Origin of the sequence: Klebsiella sp. LTGPAF-6F, from assembly GCF_001753185.1 — a bacterium.
GTDB classification, from domain to species: domain Bacteria; phylum Pseudomonadota; class Gammaproteobacteria; order Enterobacterales; family Enterobacteriaceae; genus Klebsiella; species Klebsiella michiganensis.
Genome location: NZ_CP017452.1, coordinates 18893 through 34347, shown reverse-complemented (window position 1 = coordinate 34347; position 15455 = coordinate 18893). Strand labels below are relative to the sequence as shown.

Below are 15455 nucleotides of genomic sequence, written 5' to 3'. Positions count from 1 at the left end.
AAACACCATCGTACACTAAATCAGTAAGTTGGCACCATTACCTGGCAGGCGATCTGGATTATCGTCACGCTGTTAAATATACTGTATGCATAACCAGCAAAATTAGAGTGTCAGGAGGAAAGATGAAGCTACAGCTTTTCAGCACCGGGAAAGAACACCCGCCACAGGCCCATCCATTGTTTGCCGATCTGGCCAGCTGCGGTTTTCCCAGCCCTGCCGCTGACTATGTCGAGTCCGATCTGGATCTCCATGATTACTGCATACGGCATCCGAGCGCGACGTACTACCTGCGTGCCAGCGGAGACAGCATGGCGGACGGTAGTCTGTACAATGGCGATCTGCTGGTTGTGGACAGTGCTGAAAAGCCGCGGCACGGCGATATCGTTGTCGCCAGCGTACAGGGGGAGTTTACGGTTAAACGGCTTCTGCTGACGCCTCGACTGACGCTGCAGCCCATGAATGCCTCCTGGTCGCCGATTTATCCTGACCCCGACGAGCTGGATATCTTTGGCGTCGTCACGCATATCATCCACCGCCCGAGGGAGATGTACTGATGTTTGCCCTGGCCGATGTGAACAGCTTCTATGCCAGCTGTGAACGTGTTTTCCGACCGGATTTGAAAGGAAAGCCGATAGTCGTCCTGAGCAACAACGACGGGAACGTAATCGCTCGCAGTGCCGAGGCGAAGCCCTGGATCAAAATGGGAACTCCGTGGTTTCAGATAAAAAACGAAAGGTACCCGGAAAAAATATATTCGTTTTCAAGTAACTATGAACTTTACGCCTCGATGTCGGCGCGCGTGATGAACTGCCTGGAGGAACTGGCCCCCAGAGTGGAACAGTATTCCATTGATGAGATGTTCCTCGATTTGACCGGCGTGGAGCACTGTATGGAGCTTGAGGACTTCGGCCGGCAGCTGCGTCAGCACGTGTATGACTGTACCCACCTGACCATTGGCGTGGGCGCCGGACCAACGAAGACCCTTGCAAAATCAGCCCAGTGGGCCTCAAAAGAGTGGAAACAGTTTCGTGGCGTACTTGCTCTGACCAGGGGAAATCCGCAGAGAACGCGGAAACTGCTTTCACTGCAGCCGGTTGAAGAAATCTGGGGGGTGGGTAACCGTATTGCACGCAAGCTGAATGTGCTGGGCATTAAGACCGCGCTCGATCTCGCCCTGACGAACCCGGCCTTCATCCGCAAAAATTTTTCTGTGGTCCTTGAGCGAACGGTACGTGAATTGAACGGGGAAAGCTGCCTTTCGCTTGAGGAAGCCCCTCCGACGAAACAGCAAATTGTCTGCAGCCGCAGTTTTAGCGTGAAGATCACGGAGTACGAGTCACTCCGTCAGGCTATCTGTCAGCACGCAGAGCGGGCCTCTGAAAAGCTGCGTAAAGAGCACCAGTATTGCCGGCATATTTCCGTTTTCATCAAAACGTCTCCGTTCGCCGTTAAAGAGCCTTACTACGGCAACGTGGCTACGGAAAAACTTCTTACACCCACTCAGGACACCAGGGACATCATTGCAGCCGCCACAACGGCTCTGGAGCGTATCTGGAGGGATGGACACCGGTATGCCAAAGCCGGAGTTATGCTGAATGACTTCACCGGCTCCGGCGTTTCGCAGCTGCAGCTGTTCGACGAACGCCCGCCACGCCCTCACAGTGCTGAGCTGATGAGGGTTCTGGACGGGATCAACAACTCAGGGCTGGGTAAAGTATGGTTTGCCGGTAGAGGAATTGTGCCATCCTGGCAAATGAAACGCGATATGCTCTCCCCTGCGTACACCACTCGCTGGAGAGATATCCCCGTTGCGAGGATCGGTTAAATTTTGCCTTTCAGAGAGAGCCAGCAGTGCTCGCCGCAGCCGAACGACAGGGCGAAGCCCGCGAGTGAGCGAGGAAGCACCAGGGGAGCTGAAGCCTTTTAAAACACCTTACGCACTTAAGTTCTATAGATTCCATAATGAGTTATCCACATATCCTTTGAGTAGATCCAATAATTTACCCTTAGTTATCCAAATAGATCCAAACTGATCCCTTTAGCGGCAAAACCTTTGTTTACGGGCTTCGTAGCGATTTCAGGTGTGTCGTAGTGGGAGAAAGGTGTTCTGAAGCGGGAAAAAGGTGTGTCAAAACGGGGTAAGGGTGGGTAGAATCGGGAAGAAAGGTGTGTCGAAACGGGAAAGAGTTAATATTTAGGCACATATCGATCATACGCTATAAATGGATATAACTATATGAATGAGAATGTTTATATCGGCGAGGTTATAGGTCCAGATTGTGAAAGTGTTAACAATAAACTCACCGTCACAAGTAAGGCCACAGTTCAGCCTGTAGCCCTGATGAGATTAAATGTTTTTGTTCCTTCAAGCAGGCCTGCAAAGGGCACTAGAACATCAATCGATGCGACCTCTGTTCTCAAGGATTTGGAATTCTCAAGGCGGGAGGGTTACGACGATATTCGTATAACCGGTGAACGGTTGAGTATGGCCATCGACTTCAAGGTATGGGTCGGTATCATAGAAGCTTTCAGTAAGTACGGTTTAAAAACCAACAGCATTAAGCTTACTTTTCATGAGTTTGCTGGAATGTGCCGCTTTGAGTCTAAGAGATTCGATTCCCGTCTTAGAAAAAGTATTTCAGAAGCTTTGACCAGGATACGTGGCAAGACCATTACCTTTACCCGTAGCGACTCAGAGGGCCTTCAAAAAGTTTCCGTAACAGGTTTGCTTAAGACAGGTGAACTGGATTTTGCAAACGACCAGGTGGAACTTGAAGCTGATCAGCGACTATGGGAACTCTACCAAACTGATTACACTGTTCTGCTACGACATAAGCCGATAAATGCTTTAACCCGAAAGGAAGCAGCTCAGGCCCTGTATACTTTCATCGAAAGTCTGCCTACGAACCCAGTCCCCATATCTTTCAAACGAATACGAGACAGGCTCTCATTGCTCTCTCCGGTAAAGGAACAGAACCGTATCATTAAACTGGCCCTCAAGCAGTTGCAGGATATTGGGTACCTTGACCACAGCATCACCAAAAAAGGTAAAGAGACTTTCATTCTGATCCACCGTCGCTCAGCAAATCTGAAACCAGGAACAGCTGTATAAGGTGTGTTGAAACGGGAGCTCTCTTCTTAAACATTTTGATAGGTGTGTTGTAAGGGGAAGCCTCGCCTTAAACGTCTTAATAGGTGTGTTGTAGCGGGATGAGAACCTGTTAAATGTGTGTTTTTATCTGTATATACTTACGCACCTTCCCACTTCAACACACCTTTTTGGATAGAAGTGAAAAGCAATCCCGCTTCTCCCCACCTTTTACCAAATTTGTCTCACCAACTCCCCACTTCGACACACCGAAGATTCAAAGGCTTCCCACTACACCCCACTTTTTGCTTCACGCGGTCATAACTGGTTGATACTACCCTCCCTAAAGGTAGCCTGGAGTTGAAAGCCGCATTATGCGGTTCTATGGGGATTTCGGATAAAGGCACCACTTTGCTATCTTGTTATCTTGTTATCTTGTTATCCTAACATCTTACCAATTTGTTAAGGTATAAAGGTAATTCAATTATAATTCATGTAGTTATTAACTTAATAAGATGTTAACTTAATAAAGGTATTGCAATATTGCCGCCTGTTTGGCAATATTAAGTTGTTAACTTAACAACTTAATATGAGGCTGTGATGATAATAGTATTGGGTAGTCAAAAGGGTGGGGTTGGTAAAAGTACACTGGCGGTATCTATAGCTGCGTATCTGATGTCACTGGGCAATCGAGTGATCATTGTCGACGCAGATGACCAGAAATCTGTATTGACCTGGTACAACAATCGTCCTGAAGATCTTCCCCATATTCCGGTTACTGGCGCAACAGGCAACATCAAAGCCATGCTAAAGGAACACGAGAAATCTTATGACTTTGTCATCGCAGACTGTGCTGGCCGCGACAGTGCAGAAATGCGTAGTGGGTTGATGGCCGCTGACGTATTCATTTCTCCGTTGCGGCCTTCTCAGATGGACCTGGATGTAGTGCCTCATACATGCTCTGTTTTTACAGCAGCAAAAGATTTTAATGAGGACGTCCGGGGATATCTCGTTTTAAACATGACGCCCACGAACATGTTTGTCAATGAAGCAAATCAGGCAGCTGACGTACTCAAGGATTATCCTGAAATGCGGCTGGCTAACTCCCGAGTTTGTGATCGAAAAGCGCATCGAGATGCTTGGGCAGAATCAATGACAATATTTGAAACGCAAAATGACAAAGCACAACAAGAAATCGAATCGTTAGTTAAAGAGGTTATTCTGTGAGAAATAGAGCAAATACTCCATCTCGTGATGAGGCAGCGTTTATTAACGGTGGTACTGCTGGTATTGATAATACCAAAGTGACTTCAGAGAGACCATTGGCTGTAAGTAAAGCAAAACCAGTGAGCATTTCCTTTTTTGAAGAAAACTTAAAAGACATTGATGATCTTATAACGGGTGAAATGATTTCAGGTAAAAGCAGAGTGAATCGTTCTGACGTAGTCAGGGCAGCGGTAGAGGCACTAAAAAGTTTATCAAAAACAGAGATATCCAGATTAATCGCAGAAGCAAAACAACGATAATATCTTGTTATCTTGTTATCTTGTTATCTTGTTATCTTGTTCAGGGTGGTAATACCTTTTATATCGAGGCAATAACTGCGCGATAGTGAAAATTTGGGGGTGGCCTCAGTCCTATACATAAGGGGATATACATGAATTCAAATACTACAATTGCCTTATATTTTTCGCTTGCATTACTATTTACGTTGCTATCAGTGGCTGGTAGCAACCATGATTTAGCAGGAGTTGTATCTCAATTATTCTTTATTTTCATGGCTGCATTTTATTTCTTTAGGGCAATGAGGGCCTTTCTGAACATCATTAATGTGATTGATAGCTGTAGAAGGTGAGGCAGGATAAGCCCCCCATTAAGCTTGGACTGTTTCCCACACAAGAACTACTTTAGGTCGAAACCTGGGGTATACCCATAGTTGACCTATGTAGATTGGTCTGGGGTTAACTTTTTTATCAACGCAACAGCTTCAGCTTCCGGCATGGCGAACTGCACACGATGGCGCGCTGCGACATCGAGCGCAAACACCTTCGTATAGACCTCCGTCGAGCTAATCGATTTGTGGCCCATCAGGCTCTGCAGCACTTTCAGCGGAATACCGGCGTACAGCATGTGCATCGCGTAGGAGTGACGGAACGTATGGGGGGTCACCGGTACTGAGAACGTCACCCCGTCGGCCGCTGCGGCCTCCACCGCTTCGCTAAGCCAGGTGCGGACGGTACGGTCTGTGATCTCCCAGATACGCGCCTTCTCAATTCTGCCGGTGTGCTTGTTTCGTCTTTCCAGCGGAATTTTCAGGGTGGCCACCATCATCTGTAGCTGGCTGACGTAGTGGTGATCGGAAAGCGGAACAAGACGATGGACCTGACTGCCTGCGGGAGCACGACCTGCCGTCCTGGCCGCTTTCTCGGCGCGCTGCTTGAGCGTGGCCAGCTGCACGAACGGATACGGCGGCGTCAGTGAAAAATCCCCCCGGGTCAGCGCGAGCGCTTCATTAATGCGCGCGCCGGTGTTCCACAGCGTCGCCAGCAGCATCTTGCGGTGAAGATCCGGCACGTAATGGAGCAGGGCGCTGACTTCCGGCGCCAGCAGGTATTTCGGCAGTTCATCCTGCACGAGCGCCATCTGGCGCAGGGCGAGGGCGGCAGGGTAATCGATGGCCACCGGAAGCAATGTTCCGGGAGATGACGGAGATCCAACTGGAACCAGGTTATTCATAATTTCTGTTAACTTTTTTCTTTGCCGAGAATTTTCTTCGTAATATTACCGGAGTCAGGATGACTAACCAGCCAGCGACGGCCAGCCAGAAAACAGACGAAGTCGCAAACAAAACTACCCCGTCAGTGATTACAGACACGATATTTTCGGGCACTGGTTTCAGTCCTCTTCAGTGTGTGGCTATGGAACGGGAACATTCATGCCCCCAACATCCACTTGATAAAGTCCAGAAAAGTCACCAAGCCCCCCAGAATAAGGCCAGGTTGACGACTTTCTCCCACAGGATAGAAAGGCGATTTGTCTGCAGGTCAACGAGCTCCTCACTTTGCGAGGCAAGATCCCTTTCCAGATCCAGGATCCTTTACTGCGACTGAGCACACAGGGTAGCCAGCCGGATGACCCCGGTTGCCCGTTGCTCCACCTCCTGGTCAGAATCCCCGCTCTGCGGCAGAGACAGTTTTGCTGCCCGCAGCGGCAGGGCATCACATTTCCCGTCCGGGAGCGGGCGCCATTTCCTGTGCAACAGATGAAGAAAAGGATGCTTCTTTATTGAACCAATTAACTGTTTTTTCGACAATATTTCCCCTTCCAGCTGCACAATTTTTTCCTGCAGCCCGCGGTAACCGTCTTCCAGCCGGCGTACTCCGGATGCCAGGGGCTCCACCCGGAGCGTTGAACTCCTGCTCCGCGGCAACTGCAGTTCGTCTACCCCCAGCGGCATTGAGCAGTTATGCCCGGCCGGGAACCGGAACCCCATTGCATGCCACAGCCTGTCCCTCCGGATCTGGTTTTCTTCGCTTTTTTCATCAGCCTTCGAAATGTCAATCGGCCAGACCCTGGTTTCAGGCGGCAGACCTCTGGCCCAGAGCACAAACTGCTGCGTGATCCAGGTACCCAGGCCGTGTCCCCGCAGGCGCTCTTCCAGTCTGAATTCCTCTGTAAACAGGTGCAGGGAACTCAGTAGAGGCCAGTAATTTGCAGTGAAAGTCTGAGTCTTCGTCTGTTCAGTATCGGCCAGATACAGTGTCATTATGCAGGAGGCCCGATACAACGCGTTGGAATTACGTTCAGAAGCAGGCCCCCACGATTCCTCCCTGCTCAGAATGACGACCAGATTTTCCTCCTGGCGGGTACTGTTATTTGTAATGATATCCGCCAGTGTCACGAGCCACATTGTTTTGTCGACATCAGTCCGGGTCACGCCGTCGGTCATCTTTTTTTTTCCCTGAGGGTTATACCCTGCAACTGTCAGCAGTGATCGGATAGGGGAGTGTCCCCTGACGCCGCGAAAGACGGCAGGCCATCCGCTCCGGAGGAGCAGTTCAGTACAGTCACCGTGTGAGGGGTAATCTCTGCGGCAATGCTTCGCTTTGACATCCTCCCTGTCTTTCCGGGCGGGAAGGAGGTCAGATCCCCCAGAACATCAGGTTAATTGCGTTTTTGATGTCATTTTCCCGGTGGCGGAGATCGGCCACTTCCTCCCCGGTGACGGAGGCCGGGACGCTGGCCATGTCCGTGGTCATCAGGCGCCAGCTCTCGTCCCCGATGTGCACCACCGGATAGAGCTCACGGGAGACCTTATCCGACAGCAGCCGGGCGCTGGCCAGCGGGATCACCATCCGCCGCCCGGGGGTATCGATGATGTCACTCTGCACATCCACGAACAGACGATAGCGGCTCTCTCTTTTATAGGCATAAACCTTAAACTGCATCTCACCAGTCCCTGTTTTCGTCGGCGAATGAACCGTTCATTTCAATAAACCGGGCAACCTCAGCCATCCCTTCCTGATTTTCAGCCTGCCAGCGTTCGGCACGCAGACGTCGGGCTTCATTCTGCATGGCCCTGTTCACCAGGCCGGAGATATTGACGTCCGCGGATTTCAGTAACTGATAGCTGTCGCTGTCGATGGTGACGGTGATGCGCTGCTTCATAATGCACTCCGGAATGCATACTAATGGTATGCATATCAGTATAGCTTAATGATGAAGCTGACACACGCCCGGCAGAAGCATACTGTTATGTCGCTATTCATTTCACACTGTGAACCTCCCATCAGAAATAATCAACCAGGATATAACAATCATCCACACAGTCACGCTGTTAAATTACCGGACGGCCGTTCCGGCCTGATCCGACTTTTCCGCTATTTCACTGTTTCCGGAAGTGTACCACGCACACGGAATAAGCAAAGCGGTCTTTTCTGCCCCTGAGGACCGGGTTACGGGGCAGGGGAGGGACACAACATCTAGCGTCATGGTCAGCTGGGAACACCGCTACATCTTGTGTTGCCGGGCCGCTGCGCGCCGGAGGCCGGAAAGCAGATCCGGAACTAGCTTTTTTCGGATCTCAGCAGAAAAAGAGAGAACTATGTATAGGTTTAACATATCCATATGCCCCACATCTGCATAGGCCTGACATACGCATATCCTCACCATCTGCATATGCCGCATCTATACATATGCTGAGCATCTGCCTATACTGAACATATGCACACACCCGGTGCAATCAACCTCATTCCGGATATGCATCACATATCCACACTTACCCGGGAGAGAATCATGAGAACCGTATCTATTTTTAAAAACGGCAACAACCGCGCCATCCGCCTTCCCCGCGATCTGGATTTTGAGGGGGTGAGCGAGCTGGAGATCGTCCGGGAAGGGGACAGCATCATCCTGCGTCCCGTCCGGCCGACCTGGGGGTCGTTCGCGCAGCTCGAAAAAGCCGATCCGGACTTTATGGCGGAGCGCGAGGACGTTGTCAGCGACGAAGGACGATTTAACCTGTGAACAAGATCTATATGCTCGACACCAACATCTGCTCGTTCATCATGCGCGAGCAGCCTGAAGCGGTGCTGAAGCGCCTGGAGCAGGCGGTGCTGCGTGGCCACCGTATCGTGGTCTCGGCCATCACTTATTCTGAAATGCGCTTCGGTGCCACCGGCCCGAAGGCCTCGCCGCGCCACGTCCAGCTGGTCGACGCGTTCTGCGCCCGCCTCGATGCCATCCTGCCCTGGGACCGCGCTGCGGTGGACGCCACCACGGAGATTAAGGTGGCGCTGCGCCTCGCCGGAACGCCGATAGGCCCGAACGACACGGCGATCGCCGGGCATGCCATTGCGGCCGGCGCCGTACTGGTGACAAATAATGTGCGGGAGTTTGAGCGGGTGCCGGATCTGGTGCTGGAAGACTGGGTAAGATAACGTTGTAAAACAATGCGGTGCAGGTGAAAAATCCGGTCAGATACCGGACCAGGGTGCAGTCTCTCCTGTACAGGGCAATCACTCTCACCGGCCCCGTTCAGCTCTCTGTCTGCTTCAGGCGGAACTCGCCAAGGGGGCACTGTTGCAAAGTTAGCGATGAGGCAGCCTTTTGTCTTATTCAAAGGCCTTACATTTCAAAAACTCTGCTTACCAGGCGCATTTCGCCCAGGGGATCACCATAATAAAATGCTGAGGCCTGGCCTTTGCGTAGTGCACGCATCACCTCAATACCTTTGATGGTGGCGTAAGCCGTCTTCATGGATTTAAATCCCAGCGTGGCGCCGATTATCCGTTTCAGTTTGCCATGATCGCATTCAATCACGTTGTTCCGGTACTTAATCTGTCGGTGTTCAACGTCAGACGGGCACCGGCCTTCGCGTTTGAGCAGAGCAAGCGCGCGACCATAGGCGGGCGCTTTATCCGTGTTGATGAATCGCGGGATCTGCCACTTCTTCACGTTGTTGAGGATTTTACCCAGAAACCGGTATGCAGCTTTGCTGTTACGACGGGAGGAGAGATAAAAATCGACAGTGCGGCCCCGGCTGTCGACGGCCCGGTACAGATACGCCCAGCGGCCATTGACCTTCACGTAGGTTTCATCCATGTGCCACGGGCAAAGATCGGAAGGGTTACGCCAGTACCAGCGCAGCCGTTTTTCCATTTCAGGCGCATAACGCTGAACCCAGCGGTAAATCGTGGAGTGATCGACATTCACTCCGCGTTCAGCCAGCATCTCCTGCAGCTCACGGTAACTGATGCCGTATTTGCAGTACCAGCGTACGGCCCACAGAATGATGTCACGCTGAAAATGCCGGCCTTTGAATGGGTTCATGTGCAGCTCCATCAGCAAAAGGGGATGATAAGTTTATCACCACCGACTATTTGCAACAGTGCCATTTGTCGCGGTGCAGCTTAATATTCGCCGTCCAGAAGTCCTTACCCGCTACGCAGAACGGGTTACCACCCTCAGAGAGCATACTGCGCTGATTAAGGAATATTACGGTTACCATGAATTTGGCGATTTCCCCTGGTCTTTCCGCCTGAAGCGCCTGCTGTACACCCGCGCATGGCTCAGTAATGAGCGACCCGGCCTTATGTTTGATTTTGCCACCGCGTGGCTGCTTCAGAATAAGGTCCTGCTGCCCGGAGCAACCACACTTGTACGTCTCGTCAGTGAAATACGCGAACGGGCAAATCAGCGGCTGTGGAAGAAACTGGCCGCGTTGCCGGACAGCTGGCAGACCGCCCGCGTGACGGAGCTTCTGGACATTCCTGAGGGGCAGCGTACTTCACCGCTGGAGCAACTGAAAAAGGGACCGGTCACCGTCAGCGGCCCGGCATTTACCGAAGCGCTGGAGCGGTATATCCGGCTGCGAAACCTGGAATTTTCCCGACTGAATTTTACCGGTCTGCCTGCTATACAACTGCGTAATTTGGCCCGTTACGCAGGCATGGCGTCGGTAAAATATATCGCGCGAATGCCACAGCAGAGAAAACTGGCCGTACTCACAGCATTCGTTAAAGCGCAGGAGACTGCGGCGCTGGATGAGGCCGTTGATGTGCTCGATATGCTGATACTGGATATCACTCGTGCGGCGAAGAAAACGGGGCAGAAAAAACGGCTCAGGACGCTTAAAGATCTTGATCGTGCTGCGCTAATATTGGCGCGGGCATGTTCATTGTTGCTGGATGAACAGGCTGACGATGCTGAACTGAGGGAGACCATATTCAACAGCATACCGAAAAGCAGGCTGGCAGAATCCGTCTGCAAGGTAAATGAGCTGGCCCGGCCTCAGAACAACAATTTCCATGACGAAATGGTGGAGCAGTACGGGCGGGTAAAGCGCTTTCTTCCGGCGGTATTGCGCGACCTGCATTTCCAGGCAGCGCCAGCCGGAGAACATACGTTGTCCGCCATTCATTATCTGACCGAACTGAACTGCTCGAAAAAGCGCATCCTAGACAATGCGCCTGAACATATTATTACCGGCCCCTGGAAACGCCTGGTATACGATGCGGAGGGCCGGATACAGCGTGCCGGTTACTCGCTTTGTCTGCTGGAGCGCCTTCAGGATGCACTACGTCGAAGGGACATCTGGCTCGAAAACAGCGATCGCTGGGGAAATCCCCGCGAGAAGCTGTTGCAGGGGGAAGAATGGCAGGCTCAGCGGGTCCCCGTTTGCCGGGCGCTGGGACATCCCACTGATGGACATAAAGGCGTGCAACAGTTGGCGGTCCAGCTAGATGAAACCTGGAAAACCGTCGCATCCCGCTTTGAAGGAAATGCGGAGGTTCATATTTGCCATGACGGTAAACATCCTTCCCTGACTATCAGCAGCCTGGAGAAACTGGAGGAGCCAACATCGTTGCATCGTCTCAACAGTCGGGTAAGGCTGCTACTCCCGCCAGTAGATTTGACGGAACTGTTGCTTGAAATAGATGCCAGAACGGGATTTACACGTGAGTTTACGCATGTCAGTGAATCCGGGGCCCGGGCACAGGATCTGCACATCAGCCTGTGCGCGGTCCTGATGGCAGAGGCCTGCAATATCGGGCTGGAACCGCTGATAAAGCACAATATACCGGCGCTGACGCGCCACCGGCTTAGCTGGGTAAAACAGAATTACCTCCGGGCAGAAACGCTGGTCAGCGCCAATGCCCGCCTGGTTGATTTTCAGTCCACACTGGAGCTTGCTGGCCGCTGGGGTGGTGGCGAAGTGGCTTCAGCTGATGGCATGCGCTTTGTCACGCCGGTGAAAACCGTCAATTCAGGACCTAACAGAAAATATTTTGGTTCCGGACGTGGCATCACCTGGTACAACTTCGTCTCTGATCAGTACTCTGGATTCCACGGCATCGTTGTCCCCGGCACATTACGAGATTCCATTTTTGTGCTGGAAGGCCTTCTGGAGCAGCAGACAGGGCTGAATCCGGTTGAGATCATGACAGACACAGCCGGTACCAGCGACATTATTTTTGGCCTCTTCTGGCTGCTGGGATACCAGTTTTCCCCCCGGCTTGCCGATGCCGGTGAAGCGGTATTCTGGCGAGTGGATAAATCGGCAAATTACGGTGCACTGGACGAACTGGCACGTGGTTGTGCCGATCTGTCGAAAGCCGAGGATCAGTGGGATGAGATGATGCGAACCGCCGGTTCGCTGAAACTGGGCACCATTCATGCTTCAGAACTCATTCGCTCTTTGCTGAAAAGCTCGCGCCCATCAGGGCTGGCACAGGCGATCATGGAAGTGGGGCGCGTCAACAAGACGCTGTACCTTCTTAATTATATTGATGATGAGGATTATCGTCGGCGGATCCTGACGCAGCTAAACCGGGGGGAAGGCCGCCATGCTGTGGCGAGGGCGATCTGCTACGGGCAGCGCGGTGAGATCAGAAAGCGCTATCGTGAAGGTCAGGAAGATCAGCTGGGGGCACTGGGCCTGGTCACTAACGCAGTGGTACTGTGGAACACACTTTATATGCAGGAAGCCCTGAGCTGGATACGCAGTAATGGAGAAGAAATCGGGGTTGAAGATATCGCCCGGTTGTCCCCACTGATGCACGGGCATATCAATATGCTGGGGCATTATACGTTTACGCTACCGGAGGATATTTTGAAGGGGGAACTGAGAGAACTAAATTTCAATTTAAACAATGAATTAACTTCTTAGCGTACGTTTTCGTTCCATTGGCTCTCAAACCCCAGTAACTATAGAAGCAAAAACATTTGCTGAAATGTTAGGAATAACAGAAGGTGAGTTAATCTTTGCCATTAAGAAAACTGGCACATTCAAAAACAAGACCATCCCACAACCTCATGAGGGCTTTGTTGAATAAATCAGATTTCGGGTAAGTCTCCCCCGTAGCGGGTTGTGTTTTCAGGCAATACGCACGCTTTCAGGCATACCTGCTTTCGTCATTTTGTTCAGCGCTCGTACCAGGGCCATAGCCTCCGCAACCTGACCATCGTAGTCACGCAGCGTCAGTGAACCCCCGAACAGCTGTTTTACCCGGTACATCGCCGTTTCCGCTATCGAGCGACGGTTGTAATCTGTTGTCCATTTCCACCGCGCATTACTCCCGGTCATTCGCTGATTAGCCACTGCACGGTTACGGTCTGCATATTCACCGGGCCAGTAACCCGCACCTTTTCGGGGCGGGATAAGCGCGCTGATTTTCTTACGCCGCAGTTCATCGTGACAGAGCCGGGTGTCGTAAGCGCCGTCTGCCGATGCTGCCCTGATTTTTCTGTGAGTCTGCCGGATAAGACCCGGGAAGGCTTCTGAGTCCGTCACATTGTTCAGCGACAGGTCTGCACAGATGATTTCATGTGTGTTGCTGTCAACTGCCAGATGCAACTTTCGCCATATACGACGGCGTTCTTTGCCGTGTTTTTTGACTTTCCATTCGCCTTCACCAAAGACCTTCAGCCCGGTGGAATCAATCACCAGATGCGCGATTTCACCCCGGGTGAACGTTTTGAAACTGACATTAACCGACTTTGCGCGCCTGCTGACACTGGTGTAATCCGGGCAGCGCAACGGAACATTCATCAGTGTAAAAATGGAATCAATAAAACCCTGCGCAGCGCGCAGGGTCAGCCTGAATACGCGTTTAATGACCAGCACAGTCGTGATGGCAAGGTCAGAATAGCGCTGAGGTCTGCCTCGTGAAGAAGGTGTTGCTGACTCATACCAGGCCTGAATAGCTTCATCATCCAGCCAGAAAGTTATGGAGCCACGGTTGATGAGGGCTTTATTGTAGGTGGGCCAGTTGGTGATTTTGAACTTTTGCTTTGCCACGGAACGGTCTGCGTTGTCGGGAAGATACGTGATCTGATCCTTCAACTCAGCAAAAGTTCGATTTATTCAACAAAGCCCATCATACACTAAATCAGTAAGTTGGCACCATTACCAATGTTGGCTATATCTCACTCGCCAGTGTATTTATAATATAAGTCCGCATGAAGAAACGTTCTTCCGGTGATATTCCGCTTAGGGAAAGACTTATCATTTTATCGTTTATACCCGTGATCATTGAAGACGCTTGATTTTTCAGCAACAGGAGATCATGCTGTCCCCATGAAAATCTTTATCACTGACCAACAAAAAGCTGAACTTGAGCGTCTTCATGACTCCAGTCGTGATAAGCGCGTTTGCGATCGCATTAAAGCCATTCTTCTGGCCTCCGAGGGCTGGAGTTCGGCCATGATCGCTCAGGCTTTACGCCTGCATCAGACTACTGTTGACCACCATATCAGCGAGTTTCTGAACAAAGGCAAGCTGAAGCCCGAAAATGGCGGCTCAGACAGCAAACTCAGCGCTGAACAAACGGCTTTTTTAATCAGCCACTTATCCGACAATTTATTTTACCATACCCGTGATATTGTCGCGTTTGTCGCGCGGACATGGAACATCGTTTTCAGCATTCCGGGAATGAATAAGTGGCTGCACCGGAACGGCTTCACCTATAAAAAACCGTCAGGCGTCCCGCATAAATTCAGTGAAGAGAAACAAAAGCAATTCATTGAATATTATGAGGAACTCAAAGCCACCGCAGGTGATGAACCGGTTCTTTTTATTGATGCTGTCCATCCGACTCAGGCCACCAAAATAGGTTATGGCTGGATACGTAAAGGCCAGAGAAAAGCGGTAAAAACAACAGGTAGTCGTACACGGCTGAATATCATGGGGGCGCTGAATCTGAAGGCCCCGGAACATCCGCTAATCTGCGAATATAAAACGGTTAATGAATACAACGTATCTCGTTTTTTCAATGAGATACGTAAAATTTATCCAGATTATCAGCAGAAAGTTCATGTTATTCTGGATGGTGCTGGTTATCACCGTTCACAGTTAGTGAAAGACTGGGCGGAGGTGGTAAATATAAAACTTCATTACCTCCCGCCGTACAGCCCGAACCTGAATCCGATAGAACGAATGTGGAAGTTAATGAACGAACATGCCCGGAATAACCGCTACTTCAGCAACAGCAGGGAGTTCAGGGATGCAATATCTGAATTTTTCAGCCATACGTTACCGGGGATAGCGGGTTTTCTGACGTCCCGAATTAACGATCATTTTCAGGTGCTCAAACCTGCATCTTGAGGTTTATTGGGTATATGAGTAAATAATTCCGTCCAAAACTAAACTGAATATTTACTTATATGAAAAATAATATATAATGATAAGACAGAAAGGTAGCGTCCTTTCTGGCTCATGTTTAAGCAATATGCTTACCGGGCATCTTATGATGCCCGTATTTTTACTATTATGAAAAGTTAATCTATAGAATGCATTATCTGTAACTTGCGGTTGGTTAATGATTAGGCCATGATATTAAATTATATTAATAATTATTATTCTGTT

13 protein-coding genes and 2 pseudogenes are annotated in these 15455 nt (G+C 50.7%); 9 read left to right on the top strand and 6 right to left on the bottom strand.

The annotated features are described in order from the left end of the window. Positions 1 to 122: 122 nt before the first annotated feature. The 5 genes from umuD to BJF97_RS35375 all read left to right on the top strand — a co-directional run bounded on the left by umuD (position 123) and on the right by BJF97_RS35375 (position 4614). Positions 123 to 554, top strand: coding sequence for a translesion error-prone DNA polymerase V autoproteolytic subunit (gene umuD / locus BJF97_RS31685; RefSeq protein ID WP_006796638.1), 432 nt, complete (start codon positions 123 to 125; stop codon positions 552 to 554). Continuing rightward, on the top strand, positions 554 to 1825 hold the full coding sequence (locus BJF97_RS31680) for a Y-family DNA polymerase (RefSeq protein WP_064357922.1): 1272 nt from the start codon (positions 554 to 556) through the stop codon (positions 1823 to 1825). The genes umuD and BJF97_RS31680 overlap by 1 nt, the downstream gene beginning before the upstream one ends. A gap of 411 nt (positions 1826 to 2236) precedes the next feature. Further along, a complete protein-coding gene (locus BJF97_RS31675) occupies positions 2237 to 3112 on the top strand; it encodes a RepB family plasmid replication initiator protein (RefSeq protein WP_004098982.1) in 876 nt (291 codons plus the stop codon). Between the two features lie 576 nt (positions 3113 to 3688). Next, positions 3689 to 4315, top strand: coding sequence for a ParA family plasmid-partitioning AAA ATPase (locus BJF97_RS31670; RefSeq protein ID WP_016946792.1), 627 nt, complete (start codon positions 3689 to 3691; stop codon positions 4313 to 4315). Beyond that, the gene (locus BJF97_RS35375) at positions 4312 to 4614 is read left to right on the top strand and encodes a hypothetical protein (protein ID WP_004197636.1); all 303 of its coding nucleotides are present in this window, start codon (positions 4312 to 4314) and stop codon (positions 4612 to 4614) included. Before BJF97_RS31670 ends, BJF97_RS35375 begins: the two co-directional genes overlap by 4 nt. A 415-nt stretch (positions 4615 to 5029) precedes the next feature. Here the strand turns inward: BJF97_RS35375 and BJF97_RS31665 are convergent, their stop codons facing one another. From BJF97_RS31665 to ccdA, 4 genes and pseudogenes are all read right to left on the bottom strand, one after another. Next, entirely contained in the window at positions 5030 to 5824 is a 795-nt protein-coding gene (locus BJF97_RS31665; protein WP_016240356.1) for a site-specific integrase, read from the bottom strand. A gap of 197 nt (positions 5825 to 6021) precedes the next feature. Then, a pseudogene (locus BJF97_RS35370) lies at positions 6022 to 7037 on the bottom strand (hypothetical protein). Between the two features lie 193 nt (positions 7038 to 7230). Then, positions 7231 to 7536, bottom strand: coding sequence for a type II toxin-antitoxin system toxin CcdB (gene ccdB, locus BJF97_RS31655; protein WP_006788214.1), 306 nt, complete (start codon positions 7534 to 7536; stop codon positions 7231 to 7233). A 1-nt stretch (position 7537) separates the two neighbouring features. After that, positions 7538 to 7756: a type II toxin-antitoxin system antitoxin CcdA gene (gene ccdA / locus BJF97_RS31650; RefSeq protein ID WP_006788213.1), complete on the bottom strand. Its 219-nt coding sequence runs from the start codon at positions 7754 to 7756 to the stop codon at positions 7538 to 7540. 627 nt (positions 7757 to 8383) lie between these two features. Between ccdA and vapB the strand changes: the two genes are divergently transcribed. After that, positions 8384 to 8614, top strand: a complete 231-nt coding sequence (gene vapB, locus BJF97_RS31645) for a type II toxin-antitoxin system VapB family antitoxin (protein WP_021312767.1) — start codon at positions 8384 to 8386, stop codon at positions 8612 to 8614. Then, positions 8611 to 9027: a type II toxin-antitoxin system VapC family toxin gene (locus tag BJF97_RS31640; RefSeq protein ID WP_021312768.1), complete on the top strand. Its 417-nt coding sequence runs from the start codon at positions 8611 to 8613 to the stop codon at positions 9025 to 9027. The genes vapB and BJF97_RS31640 overlap by 4 nt, the downstream gene beginning before the upstream one ends. Positions 9028 to 9214: 187 nt before the next feature. Here BJF97_RS31640 and BJF97_RS31635 read toward each other — a convergent pair whose 3' ends face one another. Further along, positions 9215 to 9919: an IS6-like element IS26 family transposase gene (locus BJF97_RS31635; protein WP_001067855.1), complete on the bottom strand. Its 705-nt coding sequence runs from the start codon at positions 9917 to 9919 to the stop codon at positions 9215 to 9217. Between the two features lie 64 nt (positions 9920 to 9983). Between BJF97_RS31635 and BJF97_RS31630 the strand changes: the two are divergent. After that, positions 9984 to 12758: pseudogene (locus tag BJF97_RS31630) on the top strand (Tn3 family transposase); the annotation flags it as partial. A gap of 207 nt (positions 12759 to 12965) precedes the next feature. Here the strand turns inward: BJF97_RS31630 and BJF97_RS31625 are convergent. After that, positions 12966 to 13934 carry an IS5-like element IS903B family transposase gene (locus BJF97_RS31625; protein ID WP_077255425.1) on the bottom strand — a complete coding sequence of 323 codons (969 nt, stop codon included), beginning with the start codon at positions 13932 to 13934 and terminating at the stop codon, positions 12966 to 12968. A 234-nt stretch (positions 13935 to 14168) separates the two neighbouring features. Between BJF97_RS31625 and BJF97_RS31620 the strand changes: the two genes are divergently transcribed. Continuing rightward, the gene (locus BJF97_RS31620) at positions 14169 to 15194 is read left to right on the top strand and encodes an IS630 family transposase (RefSeq protein ID WP_040118421.1); all 1026 of its coding nucleotides are present in this window, start codon (positions 14169 to 14171) and stop codon (positions 15192 to 15194) included. The last annotated feature ends 261 nt before the right edge of the window (positions 15195 to 15455 follow it).